The sequence below is a fragment of the Lentzea sp. NPDC036949 genome (assembly GCF_055608075.1).
The window spans coordinates 109,995-129,082 of sequence record NZ_JBVJRA010000007.1 but is presented as its reverse complement, the minus strand read 5'-3'; the positions used below and the strand labels follow the sequence as shown (position 1 = coordinate 129,082).

Below are 19,088 nucleotides of genomic sequence, written 5' to 3'. Positions count from 1 at the left end.
ACACTTGCCAGCACCGTCACCAGTGCTTCGTTGACGCCGCTGAGCGGAGACTGACACAATTGCGGACCGGGGGGCAAGCTGGGGGTTATTCCCGCTGAGCGCCTGCGCCCGAATTCGTCCTGGGGACACAACTGACCGCCGCGCCCGTGCGCGGTCTCGGCGACCGGGCACGGACGTTGCGCGTCTGAACGCCCGAACTACTTCTTGGCGTTGTGGTCGAGCGGCTCGGCGACCTGAGCGGCGGCCGGGGTCGTGGTCGGCGCGGTGGTCGCCGTGGTGGCCGGCTCGATGACCTGCTCGTCGTCCGCCGTGTCGACGACTGCGGTCTCCTCGACGTCGACGACCTTCTCGCGGATCGCGGCGCGCAGCCACCGGGTGACGACACCCTCGGAGATCTCGATGTCGATGGTGGTGTCGTGGCTCGAGTCGGCGACGGTGCCGTAGAGACCCGACGTCGTCATGACCTTGTCGCCCGGCTGGAGCTCGTTCTGCAGCTTCTGCTGCTCGGCCATCGCGCGCTTCTGCTTGCGCGCGCTGAGGAACAGCGGCACGGCCAGCAGCACCAGCAGCAACGGGAACATCAAAGACGAAAGGTTGCCCATCATTCTCCGATCAGGTGGACATGCCTTCTCGCACGTCCGATATGTCCAGGTGCTCTCACCGATTGTGCCAGGTCACCACAGTTGATCTCCGGCGGGCGGCTCCAGCCCCAGGTGTTGCCACGCGGCGGGCGTCGCCACTCGTCCGCGCGGTGTCCGGGCCAGCATGCCAGCCCGCACCAAATACGGTTCGCACACCTCTTCCACCGTGGTCGGCTCCTCCCCCACGGCGACCGCGAGCGTGGACACCCCGACCGGTCCCCCGCCGAAGCTCCTGACCAGCGCGTTCAGCACGGCCCGGTCGAGCCGGTCGAGGCCGAGGTGGTCGACGTCGTAGACCTCCAGGGCCTGCTTGGCGATCTCCTCCGTGACCCGGCCGTCCGCCCTGACCTCGGCGAAGTCGCGGACGCGGCGCAGCAGCCGGTTGGCGATGCGGGGCGTGCCCCTGGAGCGGCCGGCGATCTCCCTGGCGCCGTCGTCGTGCAGGTCGACGCCGAGGATCTTGGCGCTGCGCTTCACGATCTGGTCGAGGTCGTCGGGGTGGTAGAACTCCATGTGGGCGGTGAAGCCGAACCGGTCGCGCAGCGGCCCGGTCAGCGCCCCGGACCGGGTGGTGGCCCCGACCAGCGTGAACGGGGCGATGTCGAGCGGGATGCTGGTGGCGCCGGGGCCCTTGCCGACGACCACGTCGACGCGGAAGTCCTCCATCGCGAGGTAGAGCATCTCCTCGGCGGGGCGGGCCATGCGGTGGATCTCGTCGATGAACAGGACGTCGCCCTCGACGAGGTTGCTGAGCATGGCGGCGAGGTCGCCGGCCCGTTCGAGCGCGGGGCCGCTGGTGATGCGGATCTGGCTGCCCAGCTCCTTGGCGATGATCATGGCGAGGCTGGTCTTGCCGAGCCCGGGGGGTCCGCTGAGCAGCACGTGGTCGGGTGCGGTGCCGCGGCGCATGGCGCCGTGCAGGACCAGTTCGAGCTGCTCGCGGACCCGGTGCTGGCCGACGAACTCGCTGAGGTCGCTGGGCCGCAGGCTCGTCTCGAGGTCGCGCTCGGCGGGGACGGCGTAGGGGCTGAGCTCGTCGTCGGTCACTTGCGCCCCAGCGTGGAGAGCGCGCGGCGCAGGACTGCGCTGGTGGACTGGTCGGGGTTGTCGGCGAGGACCTTGTCGACGGTCGCCTCCGCCGACTTGGCCGGGAAGCCGAGCCCGAGCAGCGCCTCGACGACGTGGTCGCGGGTCTGGTTGTGCTGAGCGGGCGCGGCGGCGCTGGGCAGCTGGCCGACCTTGTCGCGCAGCTCGATGATGAGCCGCTCGGCGCCCTTCTTGCCGATGCCGGGCACCTGGGTCAGGACCATGATGTTGCCCTCGGCGATCGCGTGGCGCAGCTTGTCCGGCTCCAGCACCGCCAGCGTGGCGAGCGCGAGCCGCGGCCCGATGCCGCTGACCGTCTGCAGCAGCGTGAACAGCTCGCGGGCCTCGGCGTCGGCGAACCCGAACAGGGTGAGGCTGTCCTCGCGGACCACGAGGGTCGTCGCGAGGCTCGCCTCCTCACCGCGGCGCAGCGTGGCGAGCGTCGTGGGGGTGGCCTGGACGGCGAACCCGACGCCGCCCACCTCGACGACGGCGTGGTCGAGGCCGACGTGCTGCACCTGGCCGCGCAGTGACGAGATCACCTGTGTCCTCCGATCGCGGCCTGCACGCTCGCGCAGGCGTCCCCTCGCAAGGGGGACCCCTTGCTTTCATTCTTCCAGCCGGCACCGACAGTTTCGGTGCGCGCTGAAGCCATCATGATCCGCCTCGCCGTGCCGGGTCGGTCAACCGGGCCTGGCTCGCGCCGCCGCGCCACGCTCAGCACAACCGCACGAAAGCTCCCCGCGTGCACTCGCAACACACGAAAGCTCCCCGCGTGCACGAGAGACAAGCGCCGGACTCCCGTGTGCTCCGACAGGGAACGCGGGACTCCCGCGTGCCCCCGAGGGGAACGTAGGACTCCCGCGTGACAGCGGAGCGCACGAAAGCGCCGCGCATACGACGGGAGTGCACGAAAGCTCCCCGCGTGCACTCGTAGTGCACGAAAGCGCCCCGCGTGCGATGTGAGTGCACGGAAGGGGCCCGCGTGCGTCTCGAACGGGCGGAAGAGCTGGGTTCGACGTGCGGTGCGCGGGGTCACGAACCGCCCCGGCGGGCGGCTTCGGCCAGCCGGGCCTTGTGCACGCGGGCCAGTTCGGCGGCTTTCGCCTGCGCTTCCTCCATGCGCGAGCGCATCGGCGCGCGCCAGTGGTGGCAGATGGCGATGGCGAGCGCGTCGGCGGCGTCGGCGGGTTTGGGGGCGACCTTCAGGCCGAGCAGTTTGGTGATCATGAGCGTGACCTGGGCCTTGTCGGCGCGGCCGGAGCCGGTCACGGCCGCCTTCACCTCTGACGGCGTGTGGAACTCGACGGGCAGGTTCCGCTGGGCCGCGGCCAGGGCGATGACGCCCGACGCCTGCGCGACGCCCATGGCGGTGCTGACGTTGTGCTGGGCGAAGACGCGTTCGATGGCGACGACGTTGGGTTCGTGGCGGTCCATCCATTCGCACACGCCGGTGTACAGCTCGTGGAGGCGCACGGCCAGAGGGGCGTCCACGGGAGTGCGCAGGACGTCGACGGCCACGGCACGCACGGTCCGGCCGGGTCCGCCGTCCACGACGCCGAGGCCGCACCTGGTCAGACCGGGGTCGACCCCGAACACCCGCACGACAGCCCCACTCCCGCCGACCGACCCGGACGAACGACCGACCCGGACGAAACACTTTGACGAACACTCGTTCGAACCATATCCGGTGCGCGGCGGGGGGACGTGCACCGACACGGTTCGACAAGCGCACGCCGCGTTACTACGGTGGTCAGGTTTCTGATCACGGGGGTTGCCGGTGAAGCGGTTCTGGCTCGTCGCGGGGTGCGTCGGCACCTTCATGGCGGTCACCGTCCTCGCCGCGCTGACCGCGCCGCGCGACATCGGTGTCGCGATCGACAAGGTCGTGCAGCTCATGTTCGCCGTGGCGGCGTTGCTGGCCTACGCGCGTGCGGGAGACCGTTGGATGACGGCGGCGATGACCAGTCTCACGGTGGGGTTGTCGGCGTGGATCTGGGGGCAGCAGATCCTGGGTGTGCAGCTGCCGACGTCCACTATCGCGCCGTTGGGGTTCACGATGGTGCCGGTGTTGTGCCTGGCCGCGGTGATCACACGGGCACATGCCGCGCGACGGGCCGATGACCTGCTGCCGAACTACCGCAGCCGCACGGTCGTGGTGCTCGACGGGTTGATCGTGATCGGGTCGCTGTTCGTGCTGACGTGGGTGTCGGCGCTGGAGTCGCTGACCCGGCCGTGGGCGCAGCAGGGGCCGGGGTTCATCACGGTGGTCGCGCATCCGGCCGCGTACCTCGTGCTGCTCGTGACGATCGTGGTGACGTCGTGGACCCATCAGTCCGTGCGGCAGTGGTCGATGGTGTTCGTGGCGTTGGCCGGTGTCGCGCAGTCGTCGTCGGGGTGGGTCTTCGCGTTCCACATCTCGAAGGGCATCACGGCGATCCCGGCGTCGGCGGACATCGGGTTCATGTTGTGCCCGGCGCTGTTCTTCCTGAGCGCGCTGGCACCGGCGCGCGACGCCCCGGCGACGCCCGGCCGCATCCGGATGGCCGACATGCTGCACCTGCTGGTGCCGTACCTGCCGCTGGCGGTCACCGGGCTCTTCGTGCTGTGGAACACCGCGACCGGCGGGCGGCTCAACCCGGTCGAGATCTACGTCGGGCTCGCGGTCGTGTGCCTCGTGATCGTGCGGCAGCTGTTGACGATGATGGACAACGTCAGGCTGATGGACCAGCTTCGGCTCAGCAGAGAGCAGCTGCGGCACGAGGCGTCACACGACCCGTTGACCGGTGTTGCGAACCGTTCGCTGTTCCGTGAGCGATTGGAACGCGCGTTGGCCGTGCGCGACCGGTCGACGCCGTTGATCCTGCTGTTCATCGACGTCGACGGGTTCAAGTCGGTCAACGACAACTACGGCCACGCCGAGGGCGATGTCGTGCTGCGCAACGTCGCGGCGCGGCTGGAGCACAGCGTGCGGCCGGAGGACACGGTGGCGCGGCTCGGCGGCGACGAGTTCGGCGTGCTGGTCGACGGCGGCGACCCGGAGGAGCTCGGCGAACGGCTGCTCGCGGCGCTGACCCACCCGCACGAGGTGCACGGCCGCGTCCACCGGGTGCGTGCCAGCATCGGTGTGGCACAACGGCGTTCCCACGACCCCTCGGTGACCGCCGACGACGTGCTCGGAGCCGCGGACGCCGCGATGTACACGGCGAAGCGGCTCGGCAAGGGCATGGTCGTCGTGCACGGCGCCCCTCTTCCGGAGATGACGTGACCCCAGAGCAGTTGATCGAGGACCTCGGCATGCAGGAGCTGCCGGTCGAGGGCGGCCACTTCGCGCAGACGCACCGCTCGGAGGAGGTGTCGGCCATCGCGTACCTGTTGCGGCGGCCGGACTTCTCGGGCATGCACGTGCTGGAGCACGTGGAGATCTACAGCTTCCACGCCGGGTCTCCGTTGCGGATGCTGCTGCTGCACCCCGACGGCACCGTGTCGCAGCCGTTGCTGTCGGAGTCGAACCCGCAGGTCGTGGTGCCCGCGGGCGTGTGGCAGGGCAGCGCGCCCGCTGGCGAGTGGTCGCTGGTCGGCACGGTGGTGGTGCCGCCGTACACCGACGACATCGTGTCGTTCGGCCACGCGGACGACCTGTGCGCGCGTTACCCGTCTCACGCTTCGGAGATCAGGGGCTTGTGCCGCTTCTAAGATCTCCGGAATGGCGCTTGTCCCGCTCAACGGCATCGAGCTGAACGTCCAGACCGAGGGCACCGGTGACCTCGTCGTCCTGGTGATGGGCACCGGCAGCCCCGGCCGGGTGTGGCGCACCTACCAGGTGCCCGCGCTGGTGAATGCCGGCTACCGGGTCGCCTACTTCGACAACCGCGGGATCAAGCCGTCGTCGGAGTGCGCGGACGGCTTCACGATCACCGACATGGTCGCCGACACGGCGGCGCTGATCACGCACCTGGGCGGTCCCGCGCACGTCGTCGGCACCTCGCTCGGTGCGCGCGTCGTGCAGGAGCTGGCACTGGCGCGTCCCGAGCTGGTGCGCAGCGCGGTGCTGATGGCGACCACCGGGCGGCCCGACCCGGTGCAGCAGCTGTGGTCGCGCGGCCTGCGGGAGCTGCACGACAAGGGCATCGAGCTGCCGGCGTCGTTCTACGCGGCGGCTTCGGTCACGCGGAACCTGGCGCCGGCCACGCTGGCGGACCCGGTGATCGCGCGTGACTGGCTGCAGATGTACGAGTTCGCGGCCACGATGCCCACCGCGGGTGAACGGGCGCAGCTGGCGCTGGGCGAGTTCACGCCGCGGGTCGAGGCCTACCGCGGCATCACCGTCCGGTCGCTCGTGATCGGGTTCGCGGACGACCGCGTCCTGCCGGCCCGGCTCTCGCGCGAGGTGGCGGACGCGATCCCCGGCGCGCGGTACGCCGAGGTGGCCGACTGCGGGCACATCGGGTACCTGGAGCGGCCCGACGAGGTGAACCGGCTGCTGGTCGAGTTCCTCGGTGGCGCGTGAGGCGACCGGAGTCCGGACGGCTTCAGCGGTGCGCGGCCTGGCCGGTCGGCCGGAGCAGGATCTCGTTGACGTCCACAGTGGACGGCTGTGACACCGCGTAGAGCACCGCGCGCCCCACGTCGGCGGGCTCCAGCTTCGGGTCGTCCACACGCGACGCCGGGATCGCCTCCGTGTCGACGAGTCCCGGCTGCACCACGGTCACCCGCACGCCGGTCCCGACCGCCTCCGCGCGGATCGCCTGCGCCAGACCCGTGGTCGCCCACTTCGTCGCCGAGTACAGGCTCCCCGGCCGCACGCCGCGCCCCGCCGCCGACCCGGTCAGCACCAGGTGGCCGCCGGACCGCAGCAGGGCGGGCATCGCGGCGCGCGCGGTGAAGGCCGGACCGCAGACGTTCGTCACCACCATGGCCGTCCATTCGGCTGGTTCCGCACCACCCGAAGTGGTGAACGAGGTGTCGACCGAGGCGCCGGCGTTCGCGAACACCACGTCGATGCGGCCCCAGCGGGACTCCACCCGGGACATGAGGTCCTGCACGGATTCCCACGAAGACACGTCGCATTTGGCGTCCCAGCCGCGATCGCCGACAGATTCTTCGGCAGAACGGGAGGCGCGCACGACGCGATAGCCCGCTTCCGAAGCCAAGGAGGCGGTGGCCGCGCCGATGCCGCGGGACGCGCCGGTCACCACGAAGACCTGTTCCATGATCGGCAACCCTAGTCAGGGAGATGTCAGCGGCGCCTGTTTTGATGAGCCGCATGACTTTGAACCGCAGGTCCGTGTTCGGGCTGGGCACCGTCGCGGCCGCGACGGCCGTGCTCGGGCCCACCGGCACAGCACAGGCGCAGGAGGAGGCGGAGGTCGAGATCGAACGCTTCCCGACCACCGCCGAACGGTCGCGCAAGCGCGTCGCGCAGGTCTACCGCAGGCAGGTGAAGAAGGCGCGCGGCACGTGGTCGTCGTACATCACGGTCGCGGACCTGGACGGCAACACCCGGCCCGCGGTCGACGAGAACGCGGACGCCGTGGTCGAGGCCTACAGCGTCAACAAGGTCGCCGTCGCCGTGGCGGTGCTGGACAAGGTGGACCGCGGGCTGGTCAGGCTCGACCAGACGGTCACCGTGTCGGCCGCGATCGTCATCCAGGACACCGACGGCATCTTCGCGCTCGACGGGGCGTACCCGAGCGAGGTCACCGTCGGGCACGCGCTCGCGAACCTGCTGACGGTCTCGGACAACACCGCGGTCCGGCTGTGCGGGCTGGTCGTCCCGGCGCTGGAGCTCAACGAGATCCTGCGTTCCAAGGGCTTCGTGCACACCCAGGTCGTGCCGGTCGCCAACCCGAACCGGTTCTTCCTCGGCACGACGACGGCGCGGGAGACGCACGCGCTGCTGCAGAAGCTGGTCGACGGCGAGCTGCTCTCGCCAGCGTCGACGGCGTACCTGCTCAACATCCTGCGGGCGACGGCGAGCTTCACCGACGGCGTGCGGCTGAACCTCACCACCAACGAGCGGTTGCGCGTCGCGACGAAGGCCGGCTGGTACGAGGACGGCCGCAACGAGGCCGGGATCATGTTCAGCGAGGACAACCGGGCGATCCTGGTGTACTCGATGTTCGCCTCCGGCGCGTTCAGCGGCGACAAGGCGCAGAACGACCAGGACTTCAGCACCACGCACCCGGCCGTCGCGGCCCGCGCGGAGCTCGGCCGGTCCATGTTCGACGCGGTCATCAAGATCACGACCAGCAAGCCGAAACACCGCGCAAAGGTTTACAGGTTCTTCAACGGCGGCTGATTCCTGAATTTTGTTCGAAAACCGGGTCACCGGGTAGTGCTTCTCGGCTATACACGTACCAGCGCCGGGGTCGGTCGTCGCCGCCGTCGACGACCGGCTTCCCCGCGTCGCTGAGCAGGTCGCCAGATGTCAGCGGCGATTTGATCACGTGTTGGTGGTACTTGCAGACGCCTGGGCGGCAACGAGGGGCGGGCAAGACTTCTGGCCAGGTGCTCAGAGGGCCGGTTCCACAATGGAGTGGTACCGCCGCGACACCTCCCCGATCACCTCGTCGAAGTCCGCGGCCCAGATCTCGGCGTTGAAGATCTCCACCTCGACGTCCCCCGCGTACCCGGTCGCGGCGACCTGCCTGGTCAGCCGGTCGAGGTCGATCACGCCGTCGCCGGGGTAGCCGCGGCCGAGCAGCACGTCGGCGGGCACCGGCGTGAGCCAGTCGCAGACCTGGTACGAGGCGATGAGCGGGCCCGCGCGGGCGATCTGCGCGTCGACGTCGGGGTCCCACCAGACGTGCAGCGCGTCGACGACGACTCCGGCGGACACGTGCTGCTCGGCGAGGTCGAGGGCCTGCGCCAGCGTCGACAGCACGCCGCGGTCGGCGCAGAACACCGGGTGCATCGGCTCCAGTGCCAGCGTCACGCCCGCCTCGGCCGCGTACCCGGACAGCTCCGCGACCGCGTCCGCGACCCGGTGACGTGCGCCGGCCAGGTCCTTGTCGGCGGCGACTCCCCCGACGACCACCACCAGGGTGTCCGTGCGCAGCGCCGCCGCCTCGTCGATCGCGCGGCGGTTGTCGTCCAGCGCGGCGCGGTTGTCCACGGCGGTGAGGAACCCGCCGCGGCACAACGACGACACGCGCAGCCCCGCGTCCGCGACGAGCTTCGCGGTGCGGTCGAGGCCGTGGTCGGCGACCGGTTCGCGCCACAGCCCGATCGAGGTGATGCCGTGCCGCGCACAGCCCTCGACGGCCTCCACGACGGTCGCTCGCTTGATCGTGGCCTGGTTCAGCGAGAGGCGAGCCACTGCTGCCACCGCCGTTCCGCGAGCTCGGGCTCGACCACGCCGGCGACCTCGGCGAGCCGTTTGGCCTCGGTCAGGTGCTCGACGCCGCGGGCGGTCTGCAGGCCGTCGAGCAGCAGGAACCGGTCCTGGTGCCCGGCCAGCCACGCCAGGAACACCACACCGGTCTTGTAGTAGTAGGTCGGTGCGCTGAACAGATGGCGCGACAACGGGACCGTGGGCGCCATGATCCGGTGGAACTCCGCGGTGTCGCCCTCGTCGAGCTTGCGCAGCGCCTTGGCTGCCACCGGTGCGATCGGGTCGAAGATGCCGAGCAGCGCGTCGCTGTGGCCGTGCTCGTCGCCCGCGATCAGGTCCGGGTAGTGGAAGTCGTCGCCGGTGTAGCAGCGCACGCCAGGTGGGAGCGCCCGTCGCAGCCCGATCTCGTGGCCGGCGTCGAGCAGCGAGACCTTCACCCCGTCGACCTTGTCCGGCCGGGAGTGGACGACCTCCAGGAAGTTGCGGGTGGCCTGCGCGACGTCGGCGGCACCCCAGTAGCCGGCCAGCGCCGGGTCGAACGCGGTGCCGAGCCAGTGCAGGACCACCGGCTCGCTGACGTTGTCGAGCAGCGTGCCGTAGACCTTCGCGTAGTCCTCCGGCCCGCGGGCGCACGCGGCGAGCTGCCGTGAGCACATGAGCACCGGCTGCGCGCCCGCGTCCTGCACGACCTCCAGCTGCTCCAGGTAGGCGCGGAGCACGTCGTCGAGGCCGGCCGCGCCGGTGAGGTGGTCGGTGGCGACGCCCGCGCAGATCCGCCCGGCCTTCTCGGCGGCGCTGCGGCGGACCAGCTCGGCGGCGGCCGGCCAGTCGAGGCCCATGCCGCGCTGGGCGGTGTCCATGGCCTCGGCGACGCCCAGGCCGTGCGACCACAGGTGGTGCCGGAACGCGAGCGTCGCGTCCCAGTCCACCGTGCGCTCGTCCCGCGCGACGACGTGCGCGGCGGCGAAGACCACCCGGCTAGACATCGGCGAGCTCGATCCTGCGACCCTCCGAAGAGGACCGCAGCCCCGCGGCCGCCAGCGCGACACCGCGTGCGCCGGCGCGGAAGTCGTGCGGGAACGGCGTGCCCACGCAGACGTGCCGCAGGAACTCCGCCCACTGCACCTTGAAGCCGTTGTCGAACTCCTCGTTGTCCGGCACCGCCTGCCACTGCTCGCGGAACGGGTGGGTGACCGGCAGGTCCGGGTTCCACACCGGTTTCGGCGTGACCGCGCGGGGTTGCACGAAGCACTCGCGCAGCCCGGCGACCGCGCTGCCCTCCGTGCCGTCCACTTGGAACTCGACGAGCTCGTCGCGGCGCACCCGCACGCACCAGGACGAGTTGATCTGGGCGATGATCCCGTTCTCGATCTCGAAGATGCCGTACGCGGCGTCGTCGGCGGTCGCGGCGTACTCGGCGCCCTGCTCGTCCCAGCGCGTCGGCACGTGCGTGACGGCGCGCGCGGTCACGGCCTCCACCCGGCCGAACAGGTTGTGCAGCAGGTAGCTCCAGTGGCAGAACATGTCCGAGACGATGCCGCCGCCGTCCTCGGCGCGGTAGTTCCAGCTCGGGCGCTGCGCGGGCTGCCAGTCGCCCTCGAAGACCCAGTAGCCGAACTCGCCGCGCACGCTGAGGACGCGGCCGAAGAACCCGCCGTCGACCAGCCGCTTGAGCTTGCGGATGCCCGGCAGGTAGAGCTTGTCGGCCACGACGCCGTGCTTGACGCCCTTCTCGTCGGCGAGCGCGGCCAGCCGCAGCGCCTGCTCGACGGTCTCGCTGACCGGCTTCTCCGTGTAGACGTGCTTGCCGGCCTCGATCGCCTTGGTGATCGACTCGACGTGCTTCGACGTGACCTGCGAGTCGAAGTAGACCTGCACGTCCGGGTCCGCGAGCGCGCCGTCGAGGTCCGTGGTCCAGCGCGCGAGGTCGTGCCGTTCGGCGATCTCCTTGAGCTTGTCGGCGTTGCGGCCGACGAGCACCGGCTCGACCTTGAGCACCGTGCCGTCCGGCAGCCGCACGCCCTCGTCGCGCAGCGGGAGCAGGGACCTGACCAGGTGCTGGCGATATCCCATCCTCCCGGTGACGCCGTTGACCGCCACTCCGATGGTCCGAACCGCCATCGCACCTCCCTGGTAGCAGCGCTGGAAAGCGCTTTCCCGCCACGCTAATAGCGGTACTTCGCGGCCGTCAACCTCCGTGGGAGCTAGTCTCCCGTCCACACACGCACTAGACGGAGGTGGTCGTGTCCGCCCGACAGGTGACGCTCGCCGAGGTGGCGAAGCAGGCGGGTGTGTCGCTGGCGACCGCCTCGCGCGTGCTCAACGGCAGCACGCGGCAGGTGAGCGAGGAGCTGAGCGACCGGGTCCTGCGCACCGCGGAGGAGCTCGGGTACGTGCCGAACGCGTCCGCGCAGGCGCTGGCCCGCAACTCGAGCTCCCTGGTCGGGCTGGTCGTGCACGACATCACCGACCCGTACTTCTCCTGCATCGCGGCCGGGGTGACGCGGGTGGCGGAGGAAAACGGCCTGGTCGTGGTCCTCGGCACGACCAACCGGTCACCGGACCGCGAGGTGGAGCTGCTCTCGACGCTGCGCGCGCACCGGGCCCGCGCGGTGGTGCTGGCGGGCTCGCGGACCACGGACCGGGCCGCGCAGGCCAGGCTGGCGGCGGAGATCGACGCGTTCACCGAGCAGGGCGGCCGGGTGGCGTGCGTGTCGCAGGCGAAGCTCGGGACGGACACGGTCGTGCCGGGCAACCGGGCCGGCGGTCGCGCGCTGGCCCGTGAGCTGGCCGCGCTCGGGCACCGCAGGTTCGCCGTTCTGGGTGGTCCTTCCGACCTCGTGGTGGCCCGCGACCGGCTCGCCGGGTTCAAGGCGGGACTCGCCGACGCCGGGGTCGCCCCGCCGGTCGTGGTCAACGGCCCACTGACCCGTGACGGCGGTTACGAGGCCGCGCTGGAACTGCTCGCCACCCGCAGGCAGGCCCGCGCGACCTGCGTGTTCGCCGTCACCGACGTGATGGCGATGGGCGCGATGGCCGCGTTGCGCGAGCGGGGCGTGCGGGTGCCGGAGGACATGTCGATCGCCGGGTTCGACGACATCCCGACGCTGCGCGACACGGTTCCGGCGCTGTCGACCGTGCGGCTGCCGTTGGAGCGGATGGGTGAGATCGCCGCAGGTCTCGTGCTGGACGCCGGGGGTGACGAGGCCCGCACCGTCCGCGTCGCCGGTGAGGTGGTGCTGCGGGCCTCGACTGCCCACAATTAGACTCGTCTGGCTGTTCACGTACTTAGTCATGAGGAGTTGAGCCGTCCCCGTGGGTACTGGCCCCGGCTGGCATACCAACCCGGTCCCCCGTCGCTCGGGAGCACGCAGGTGACCGGAACCCTGTTGAGCCTGCTCGGTCTGCTCGCCGTCGTGGCGCTGACAGCGGGCACCTTCATCGCGGTGGCGGCGGAGTTCTCGCTGACCGCGCTGGAACGCAGCACCGTCGAACGGCACCTCGCCGAGGTCGGTGACGCCAAGGCGCGCACCATCGACCGCGCGCACCGCACGTTGTCGTTCCAGCTCTCCGGCGCACAGCTCGCCATCACGCTGACCACGCTGATCACCGGGTACATCGCGGAGCCCGCGATCGCCTCGCTGATCCAGCCGGGCCTGAACGCGCTCGGCGTGCCGCCGACGGTCGCGGGCGGGTTGTCGCTGGCCCTCGCGCTGGCCATCGCCACGGCGTTGTCGATGGTGTTCGGCGAGCTCGTGCCGAAGAACCTGGCAATCGCGAAGCCGCTGGAGACCGCGCGGGCGGTGGCGGGCCTGCAGGCCGGCTTCTCGACCGTGTTCCGGTGGCTGATCACGGCGATGAACGGCTCCGCGAACTGGCTCGTGCGCCGTTTCGGCGTGGAGCCGGTCGAGGAGCTGGCGTCCGCCCGGTCACCGGAGGAGCTGGGCGCGCTGGTCCGCACGTCCGCCGAGCACGGCACGCTGGACGAGGGCACCGCGGTGCTGCTCGACCGCTCGCTGCGCTTCGGCGACCGGACAGCCGGCGAGCTGATGACCCCTCGCATGCGCGTGGAGGCCCTTCGCGCCGACGCGACCGTGCACGACCTCGTGCAGAAGGCGCGTGACACCGGCTTTTCGCGTTTTCCGGTGCATGACGGTTCTCTGGACGAGGTGCGCGGCATGGTGCACGTGAAGCAGGCGTTCGCCGTGCCCGCCGCTCTGCGCGGGACGACTCCTCTGTCGGCGTTGACCCGCCCGGTGACATCGGTGCCGGAGACGCTGGAGGGTGACGCGCTGCTGGACCGCCTGCGCGCTTCGGGCCTGCAGACGGCACTGGTGGTCGACGAGTACGGCGGCACGGCCGGCATGGTGACGCTGGAGGACGTGGTCGAGGAGATCGTCGGCGACGTCCGCGACGAACACGACCGCGGCGAGGCACCGCCGGTCCGGTCGCTGGGCAAGGACAGCTGGCTGGTGTCGGGCCTGCTGCGCGACGACGAGGTGGCCGAGGCGACGGGTTTCCGGATGCCGGACGGCGACTACGAGACGCTGGCCGGCCTGGTGCTGACGCGCCTGGGCCGGATTCCGGACGTCGGTGACGAGATCAGGGTCGACGGCTGGCGGGTGACGGTGATGCGGATGGACCGCCACCGCGTGGCCGAACTGCGGGTGGTGTCGGCGTGAACTTCCTGGTTGTCGTCCTTCTGCTGGCGGGCAACGCCTTCTTCGTCGGCGCCGAGTTCGCGGTCATCACCGCGCGGCGCGACCGTTTGGAGGCGTTGGCCGACAAGGGTTCCTCGCGCGCACGCACGGCCATCAAGGCGTCGCAGGAACTGCCGTTGCTGATCGCCGGCGCACAGCTCGGCATCACACTGTGCTCCCTCGGCCTGGGTGCCATCGCCGAGCCGGCGCTGGCCACAGTGCTGGAGGGCCCCCTCGGCGCAGTTGGCCTGCCCGCTGCTGTGGTGCACGGCGTGGCGTTCGCGGTGGCGTTGGTCATCGTCGTCGCCCTGCACACGATCCTCGGCGAGATGGTGCCGAAGAACCTCGCCATCGCCGGCCCCGAACGCGCCGCCCTGTGGCTGGTGCCCGTGCACTACGGGTTCAGCCGCATGATCGCGCCGGTGCTGGCCCTGTTCAACGCGGTCGGCCGCTGGGTGCTGCGCCGCTTCGACGTGGAACCCGTCGACGAGCTCGAGTCCGCCTACACCCCCGACGAGCTGGCCCTGCTGATCGGCCAGTCCCGCTCGGAGGGCCTGCTGGAGGTCTCCGAACACCGGCGTCTGACCCAGACGCTGACCTCGGTCTCCCGCACGGTCGCCGACGTCCTCGTGCCGCTGGACCGCGTGACGACCGTGTCCGCCGCCCCCACCGTCGGCGAGATCGAGGCGGCGGTGGCGGCCACCGGCTTCTCCCGCTTCCCGGTCAAGTCCGACGCGCGCCTGGTCGGCTACCTGCACGTCAAGGACATCCTCGACCTGGAGGGCGCGGCGACCCCGGTGCCCCGCGCCCGCGTGCGCGGCCTGCCCGAGGTGCCGGTGGACGCACGCCTGGACGAGGCCCTGACGGCCCTCCGCCGGGCCCAGTCGCACCTCGCTCGCGCTGTTGGGGCCGATGGTGGGGTGCGCGGGGTGGTGGCGTTGGAGGACCTGGTGGAGGAGTACGTCGGGACTGTGCGGGATGGGACGCACGTGCGGTGGGTGTAGCTGGCTCCGGCGCTGGGGATCCGGCGCTGGGGTTCGGCACTGGGGTTCGGTCCGTGTGGATTCACCCGATCGTGATGTCCTGATTTGCCGGTTCGGCCGCCCTGCGTAGGGAGGAAGCGCGGGGGGCGGAGGTGAGTCGGGAGGGAGTGGCGGGGTTCGGCTTGGTTCGGCCGGGGCTGGCTCGGGTGGGGTGAAGGTCGGGCGAGATCGAGGTCGGGTGCGAACGGGTGGACCGGGCGCGGCGGGTCGGGCGCGTCTGGACCGGGCGCGGCTGGCGCCGGGTCGGGCGCGTCTGGACCGGGCGCGGCTGGCGCCGGGTCGGGCGCGGCGGGTCGGGCGCGTCTGGACCGGGCGCGGCTGGCGCCGGGTCGGGCGCGGCGGGTCGGGCGCGGCTGGCGCCGGGTCGGGCGCGGTGGGTCGGGCGCAGGTGAGCAGCCTCGACGAGCGCAAGGCGCGCCACTGTTCAACGCCCCAGCTCAGCGCCCCGGCTCAACCCCCGCCGCCGTGCGGATCTCCAGCATCAGGCAGCCGCCGTCGGTCCGGTAGGGCCCGTGCGGCATCCCCGGCCGACGGCTCGCGAAGTGGCCCGCGGTGAACGTTTTGCCGAGGGTCAGGTCGGTGAGGTCGCCCTCCAGCAGGTACACCTCCTCGTGGTGGTCGTGGCGGATCACGCCGGACGTCTCCAGGCCCGGTTGCCAGCGGGCCAGGCGGGTGAGGGTCGGGGTGGCCGGATCGTGGCTGAGGACGCGTTCGGTGACGCCCGGTTCGGCCCGGTGCCACGGGAGGTCAGCGACCGGGAAGAACTCGTGTTGTGTGCGCATCACAGCCGCCGGTTCGCCAGCACGGGCAGGGTGCGGCGGGCCTCGTCGACCGAGGAGGCGTCCACATCGGACACGAGTGTGCCGGGGGCGTCGGCCAGGCTGGCGGCGACTGCGCCGAGTGGGGTCACGACGGTGCTGCGGCCGATGCCGGTCGGGGCCGGCCCGTGGTCGGTGGTGGGCAGGGCCTGGCCGCAGGCGAGGAGCCATGCGGTGGAGTCCAGGGCGCGGGCGCGGACCAGGAGGTCCCACTGGTCGGCCTTGCCGGGGCCGGCGCCCCAGGAGGCGCCGAGCAGGATGGCCTGCGCGGTGTCGGCGAGGGTGCGGAAGAGTTCGGGGAAGCGGACGTCGTAGCAGGTGGCGAGGCCGAAGGTGAGGTCGTCGACGGTGAAGGTCACCGGCTTGTCGCCGGGGGTCACGGTGTCGGACTCGCGGAAGCCGAAGGCGTCGAACAGGTGGATCTTGTCGTAGCCGAGGTGCAGGCCGGCGCCGGTGACGAGGGTCGTGTTGGCGACGCGGCCGCCGGTGCCGGGGGTGAACATGCCGGCGACCACGACGACGCCCGCCTCGGTGGCGATGTCGTGGACCGCGGTCGCCCAGGGGCCGTCGAGAGGTTCGGCGACCGGGGCGAGGGGGACGCCGAAGCGGCAGTGGGTGGCTTCCGGGAACTGGACGATGCGCGCGCCCGCCTCGGCGGCGCGGGTGACCTCGGTGCGGACGGTCGCGAGGTTGGTCGCGGGGTCGGCGGTCGAGCTGATCTGGCACAGGGCGATGCGCATGATCCTCCTCTGGTATACATGTTGTATGCAGGTCGCGGACAGCTTGTCAGGCCGGGAGAAGGCCTACGAGTTCATCAAGGACACGATCCTCGCCGCCCCGGAGATGCAGGGGCGGTTCATCAGCGAGCAGGACGTGGCCAACCAGATCGGTGTGTCGCGCACGCCGATTCGTGAGGCTCTTCTTCTTCTGGCGGCCGAAGACCTGGTGCAGCTCGTGCCGAAGAAGGGTGCGTATGTCGCGCCGTTGTCGTCGCGGCAGATCACGGAGCTCATGGAGCTGAGGGGCGTTATCGAGCGGTATGCCGCGGAGCGCACGATGACCGAGGGCACTGTTCCGTTGGAGACCATGCGCGCGTATATCGAGGAACAGCGCGTGCAGCAGCACGACCCGCGTGAGTTCATCGACGTCGACCGGCAGTTCCACGCCGTTCTCGTGGCGGCGACCGGCAACGACCTGCTGACGAAGACCTACGAGGGGTTGCGCGCACGGCAGGTGCGCGCGGGTGTGGTGGCGTTGTTCCGTGCGAACAACCGGCAGCAGGCCGTGATCGACGAGCACAACGCGATCGTGGCCGCGCTTGAGTCCGGGGACGTCGGCGCGGCCACCGCGGCGATCACCGCTCACCTGGACACCACGCTGAAGGTGCTGCTCAACGGCTGAGCGTCGGCGTCCTCCGGGTCGCGGCCCAGGCGCAGGCCGATCAGCGTCACCACGCACGCCACGGAGACGTAGATGCCGACGACGACCCACGTGCCGAACTCCGCCAACAGCCAGGTGAACAGCAACGGCGCCACGGCACCGCCGATCACGCCGGCCAGCGTGTAGGCCAGTGAGCTGCCGGTGTAGCGCAGGCGTTCGGTGAACTGCTCGGCGATGAACGCCGCCTGCGGGCCGTACATGAACGCGTGGAACGCGAGGCCGACGACCACGCCGACGACGATCAGCGGGACGGAACCGGTGTCCACCAACGGGAACAGCACGAACGGCCACACCGCGCCGCAGACCGCGGCCACCGCGTAGAGGCCGCGCCGGTTGACCCGGTCGGACAGCCAGCCCGCGAGCGGCATCAGGAACAGCTGGAAGCCGGAGGCGATCAGCACGGCGATAAGGCCGACGTTGCGCGACATGCCCAGCTGCGTCGTGATGTAGGTGAGGACGAAGACGGTGTGCAGCGCGTACAGCACGTCCGGGCCGACGCGGGAGAGGACGGCGGCGACCAGCGGGCGGGTCTGCGTGCGGAAGACCTCGCTCACGGGTGCGGACGGGCGTTCGCCGCGTTCCTGGATCGCCTTGAAGACCGGGGTCTCCTCCAGCTTCACCCGGATCCACAGGCCGAACACGACCAGCACCGCGGACAGCAGGAACGCCACGCGCCAGCCCCACGACATGAACGCCGCGTCGGACAGCGCCACGCCGAGCAGCGCGAGCACGCCGTTGGCCATCAGGTTGCCGGCGGGCGGCCCGATCTGCGCGGCCGACGCCCAGAAGCCGCGTTTCGCCGGGTCGCCGTACTCGCTGGACAGCAGCACCGCGCCGCCCCACTCACCGCCGAGGCCGACGCCCTGGGCGAAGCGCAGCAGCACGAGCAGCACACCGGCCGCGGGGCCGATCGCGGAGTGCGTGGGCAGCAGGCCGATGAGCAGCGTCGCGATGCCGGTGATCAGCAACGTGGTCACCAGCACGCGTTTGCGGCCGATCTTGTCGCCGAGCCGGCCGAACAGGAACCCGCCGAGCGGCCGCGACAGGTAGCCGACCGCGTACGTGGAGAACGCGAGCAGCGTCGCCGTCAGCGGCTCGGAGCTCGGGAAGAACAACGGGCCGAGCACCACGGCGGCGGCCACGTTGTAGATGGCGAAGTCGTACCACTCGAGCGCGGTACCGGAAAGCGAGGCCACGAACGCGCGGACCAGCGCGGAACGCGGTACGTCTGTCGTTGCTGAAGCAGGCGGCATGCGGTAATACTGCCTGTATACAACTCGTATGCGCAAGGAGTACCGCATGTCCACCGCTTGCACACTGTCCTTCGAACTCCCCGACGGCACCGTCACCGAGGTCGCGGTGACGACCCTGCTCAACGGCGGGTACGCCGGCCGCAGCCAGGAAGACGTGGCCGCTCACGTGCGCGAACTCGCCGAACTGGGCGTTCCGGCGCCGTCGGTCACGCCGAGTCTCTACCCCGTTTCGCCCTACCTCGCGCAGCAGACCGCGGTGGTGCCCGTGCAGCACGCACGCACCTCCGGCGAGGCCGAGTGGGCGTTGGTCGTGACCGATGACGACGTGCTGCTGACCGTCGCGTGCGACCACACGGACCGCGCGCTGGAGGTGCACGGCGTCGCGTGGAGCAAGAACGCGAGCCCGGACGTGCTGGGCCGCAGGGCGTGGCGATTGTCCGAGGTCGCCGACCGGATCGACGCGATCGAGCTCACGGCGTGGGCCGACGGCGTGGAGATCCAGCGCGGCACGCTCGCCGAGCTGCTGACGCCGGCCTACTGGGTGGACCGGCTGCGCGAGCTGGGACTGCTGCGGCCCGGCACGGTGCTGCTGTCCGGCACGATCCCGATGCACCACGGCGTGCAGCAGTTCGCGTCGAAGTGGCGCGTCGAGCTGCGCGACCCGGCGACCGGTGACGTGCTGGACTGCGACTACGAGGTGGCGCCGCTGCCGGAACCGATCGGCTGAGCCGCGCGCGCCGGTATGCGTCCCCGGAACCGGGTCGAAATCCC

20 protein-coding genes are annotated in these 19,088 nt (G+C 71.0%); 9 read left to right on the top strand and 11 right to left on the bottom strand.

What is annotated here, in order from left to right:
• Nucleotides 1–197: 197 nt before the first annotated feature.
• The 4 genes from yajC to ruvC all read right to left on the bottom strand — a co-directional run bounded on the left by yajC (nt 198) and on the right by ruvC (nt 3,332).
• A complete protein-coding gene (gene yajC / locus ACZ7CD_RS20945; protein ID WP_458430976.1) occupies nt 198–581 on the bottom strand; it encodes a preprotein translocase subunit YajC in 384 nt (127 codons plus the stop codon).
• Between the two features lie 93 nt (nt 582–674).
• Complete coding sequence (ruvB, locus tag ACZ7CD_RS20940) at nt 675–1,688, bottom strand: Holliday junction branch migration DNA helicase RuvB (protein ID WP_360392329.1); 1,014 nt, start codon at nt 1,686–1,688, stop codon at nt 675–677.
• Nucleotides 1,685–2,269 (bottom strand): Holliday junction branch migration protein RuvA, encoded by a 585-nt coding sequence (gene ruvA / locus ACZ7CD_RS20935; protein ID WP_360392332.1) that lies wholly within the window; start codon nt 2,267–2,269, stop codon nt 1,685–1,687. The genes ruvB and ruvA overlap by 4 nt, the downstream gene beginning before the upstream one ends.
• Before the next feature lie 493 nt (nt 2,270–2,762).
• A complete protein-coding gene (ruvC, locus tag ACZ7CD_RS20930; RefSeq protein ID WP_360392335.1) occupies nt 2,763–3,332 on the bottom strand; it encodes a crossover junction endodeoxyribonuclease RuvC in 570 nt (189 codons plus the stop codon).
• Nucleotides 3,333–3,507: 175 nt separating this feature from the next.
• On the opposite strand from ruvC, the gene ACZ7CD_RS20925 reads away from it, so the two are divergent.
• Genes ACZ7CD_RS20925 through ACZ7CD_RS20915 form a run of 3 tightly spaced genes read left to right on the top strand, consistent with a single transcriptional unit; the run spans nt 3,508 to nt 6,237 of the window.
• A complete protein-coding gene (locus tag ACZ7CD_RS20925) occupies nt 3,508–4,995 on the top strand; it encodes a diguanylate cyclase domain-containing protein (RefSeq protein WP_470379525.1) in 1,488 nt (495 codons plus the stop codon).
• Nucleotides 4,992–5,423, top strand: a complete 432-nt coding sequence (locus ACZ7CD_RS20920) for a cupin domain-containing protein (protein WP_360392340.1) — start codon at nt 4,992–4,994, stop codon at nt 5,421–5,423. Before ACZ7CD_RS20925 ends, ACZ7CD_RS20920 begins: the two co-directional genes overlap by 4 nt.
• 10 nt (nt 5,424–5,433) lie before the next feature.
• Complete coding sequence (locus ACZ7CD_RS20915; protein WP_470379524.1) at nt 5,434–6,237, top strand: alpha/beta fold hydrolase; 804 nt, start codon at nt 5,434–5,436, stop codon at nt 6,235–6,237.
• Between the two features lie 22 nt (nt 6,238–6,259).
• On the opposite strand, the gene ACZ7CD_RS20910 is transcribed toward ACZ7CD_RS20915, so the two are convergent.
• Nucleotides 6,260–6,943 (bottom strand): SDR family oxidoreductase, encoded by a 684-nt coding sequence (locus ACZ7CD_RS20910; RefSeq protein ID WP_360392690.1) that lies wholly within the window; start codon nt 6,941–6,943, stop codon nt 6,260–6,262.
• Between the two features lie 50 nt (nt 6,944–6,993).
• Between ACZ7CD_RS20910 and ACZ7CD_RS20905 the strand changes: the two genes are divergently transcribed.
• On the top strand, nt 6,994–8,028 hold the full coding sequence (locus ACZ7CD_RS20905; RefSeq protein ID WP_360392345.1) for a serine hydrolase: 1,035 nt from the start codon (nt 6,994–6,996) through the stop codon (nt 8,026–8,028).
• Between the two features lie 213 nt (nt 8,029–8,241).
• Here the strand turns inward: ACZ7CD_RS20905 and ACZ7CD_RS20900 are convergent, their stop codons facing one another.
• The 3 genes from ACZ7CD_RS20900 to ACZ7CD_RS20890 are packed head-to-tail and all read right to left on the bottom strand — an operon-like array spanning nt 8,242 to nt 11,184.
• On the bottom strand, nt 8,242–9,048 hold the full coding sequence (locus ACZ7CD_RS20900; protein ID WP_470379523.1) for a sugar phosphate isomerase/epimerase family protein: 807 nt from the start codon (nt 9,046–9,048) through the stop codon (nt 8,242–8,244).
• On the bottom strand, nt 9,030–10,049 hold the full coding sequence (locus ACZ7CD_RS20895) for a dihydrodipicolinate synthase family protein (RefSeq protein WP_470379522.1): 1,020 nt from the start codon (nt 10,047–10,049) through the stop codon (nt 9,030–9,032). Before ACZ7CD_RS20895 ends, ACZ7CD_RS20900 begins: the two co-directional genes overlap by 19 nt.
• Entirely contained in the window at nt 10,042–11,184 is a 1,143-nt protein-coding gene (locus ACZ7CD_RS20890) for a Gfo/Idh/MocA family protein (protein WP_470379521.1), read from the bottom strand. The genes ACZ7CD_RS20895 and ACZ7CD_RS20890 overlap by 8 nt, the downstream gene beginning before the upstream one ends.
• A gap of 122 nt (nt 11,185–11,306) precedes the next feature.
• Here ACZ7CD_RS20890 and ACZ7CD_RS20885 point away from each other — a divergent pair, with 122 nt between their 5' ends.
• The 3 genes from ACZ7CD_RS20885 (at nt 11,307) to ACZ7CD_RS20875 (ending at nt 14,767) form a co-directional block, all read left to right on the top strand.
• Complete coding sequence (locus ACZ7CD_RS20885; RefSeq protein ID WP_360392357.1) at nt 11,307–12,329, top strand: LacI family DNA-binding transcriptional regulator; 1,023 nt, start codon at nt 11,307–11,309, stop codon at nt 12,327–12,329.
• 108 nt (nt 12,330–12,437) lie between these two features.
• Nucleotides 12,438–13,745, top strand: a complete 1,308-nt coding sequence (locus tag ACZ7CD_RS20880) for a hemolysin family protein (protein WP_360392359.1) — start codon at nt 12,438–12,440, stop codon at nt 13,743–13,745.
• Nucleotides 13,742–14,767: a hemolysin family protein gene (locus ACZ7CD_RS20875; protein ID WP_360392362.1), complete on the top strand. Its 1,026-nt coding sequence runs from the start codon at nt 13,742–13,744 to the stop codon at nt 14,765–14,767. Before ACZ7CD_RS20880 ends, ACZ7CD_RS20875 begins: the two co-directional genes overlap by 4 nt.
• A 476-nt stretch (nt 14,768–15,243) precedes the next feature.
• Here the strand turns inward: ACZ7CD_RS20875 and ACZ7CD_RS20870 are convergent, their stop codons facing one another.
• Complete coding sequence (locus ACZ7CD_RS20870; protein WP_470379520.1) at nt 15,244–15,588, bottom strand: cupin domain-containing protein; 345 nt, start codon at nt 15,586–15,588, stop codon at nt 15,244–15,246.
• A complete protein-coding gene (locus tag ACZ7CD_RS20865) occupies nt 15,588–16,364 on the bottom strand; it encodes a carbon-nitrogen hydrolase family protein (protein ID WP_470379519.1) in 777 nt (258 codons plus the stop codon). Before ACZ7CD_RS20865 ends, ACZ7CD_RS20870 begins: the two co-directional genes overlap by 1 nt.
• A 25-nt stretch (nt 16,365–16,389) precedes the next feature.
• Here ACZ7CD_RS20865 and ACZ7CD_RS20860 point away from each other — a divergent pair, with 25 nt between their 5' ends.
• Nucleotides 16,390–17,025, top strand: coding sequence for a GntR family transcriptional regulator (locus ACZ7CD_RS20860; protein WP_360392371.1), 636 nt, complete (start codon nt 16,390–16,392; stop codon nt 17,023–17,025).
• Here the strand turns inward: ACZ7CD_RS20860 and ACZ7CD_RS20855 are convergent.
• On the bottom strand, nt 16,986–18,317 hold the full coding sequence (locus ACZ7CD_RS20855) for an MFS transporter (RefSeq protein ID WP_360392374.1): 1,332 nt from the start codon (nt 18,315–18,317) through the stop codon (nt 16,986–16,988). The genes ACZ7CD_RS20860 and ACZ7CD_RS20855 overlap by 40 nt on opposite strands.
• A 46-nt stretch (nt 18,318–18,363) precedes the next feature.
• Here ACZ7CD_RS20855 and ACZ7CD_RS20850 point away from each other — a divergent pair, with 46 nt between their 5' ends.
• Nucleotides 18,364–19,044 carry a DUF2848 domain-containing protein gene (locus ACZ7CD_RS20850; RefSeq protein ID WP_360392376.1) on the top strand — a complete coding sequence of 227 codons (681 nt, stop codon included), beginning with the start codon at nt 18,364–18,366 and terminating at the stop codon, nt 19,042–19,044.
• The last annotated feature ends 44 nt before the right edge of the window (nt 19,045–19,088 follow it).

Excerpts from the sequence above, each read along its gene's own strand:
- ACZ7CD_RS20915 (WP_470379524.1), top strand. The coding sequence starts at position 5,434 with ATGGCGCTTGTCCCGCTCAACGGCATCGAGCTGAACGTCCAGACCGAG.
- ACZ7CD_RS20905 (WP_360392345.1), top strand. The coding sequence starts at position 6,994 with ATGACTTTGAACCGCAGGTCCGTGTTCGGGCTGGGCACCGTCGCGGCC.
- ACZ7CD_RS20870 (WP_470379520.1), bottom strand. The coding sequence starts at position 15,588 with ATGCGCACACAACACGAGTTCTTCCCGGTCGCTGACCTCCCGTGGCAC.
- ACZ7CD_RS20860 (WP_360392371.1), top strand. The coding sequence starts at position 16,390 with ATGCAGGTCGCGGACAGCTTGTCAGGCCGGGAGAAGGCCTACGAGTTC.
- ACZ7CD_RS20850 (WP_360392376.1), top strand. The coding sequence starts at position 18,364 with ATGTCCACCGCTTGCACACTGTCCTTCGAACTCCCCGACGGCACCGTC.
- ACZ7CD_RS20890 (WP_470379521.1), bottom strand. The coding sequence starts at position 11,184 with ATGGCGGTTCGGACCATCGGAGTGGCGGTCAACGGCGTCACCGGGAGG.
- ACZ7CD_RS20865 (WP_470379519.1), bottom strand. The coding sequence starts at position 16,364 with ATGCGCATCGCCCTGTGCCAGATCAGCTCGACCGCCGACCCCGCGACC.
- yajC (WP_458430976.1), bottom strand. The coding sequence starts at position 581 with ATGTTCCCGTTGCTGCTGGTGCTGCTGGCCGTGCCGCTGTTCCTCAGC.
- ACZ7CD_RS20895 (WP_470379522.1), bottom strand. The coding sequence starts at position 10,049 with ATGTCTAGCCGGGTGGTCTTCGCCGCCGCGCACGTCGTCGCGCGGGAC.
- ACZ7CD_RS20855 (WP_360392374.1), bottom strand. The coding sequence starts at position 18,317 with ATGCCGCCTGCTTCAGCAACGACAGACGTACCGCGTTCCGCGCTGGTC.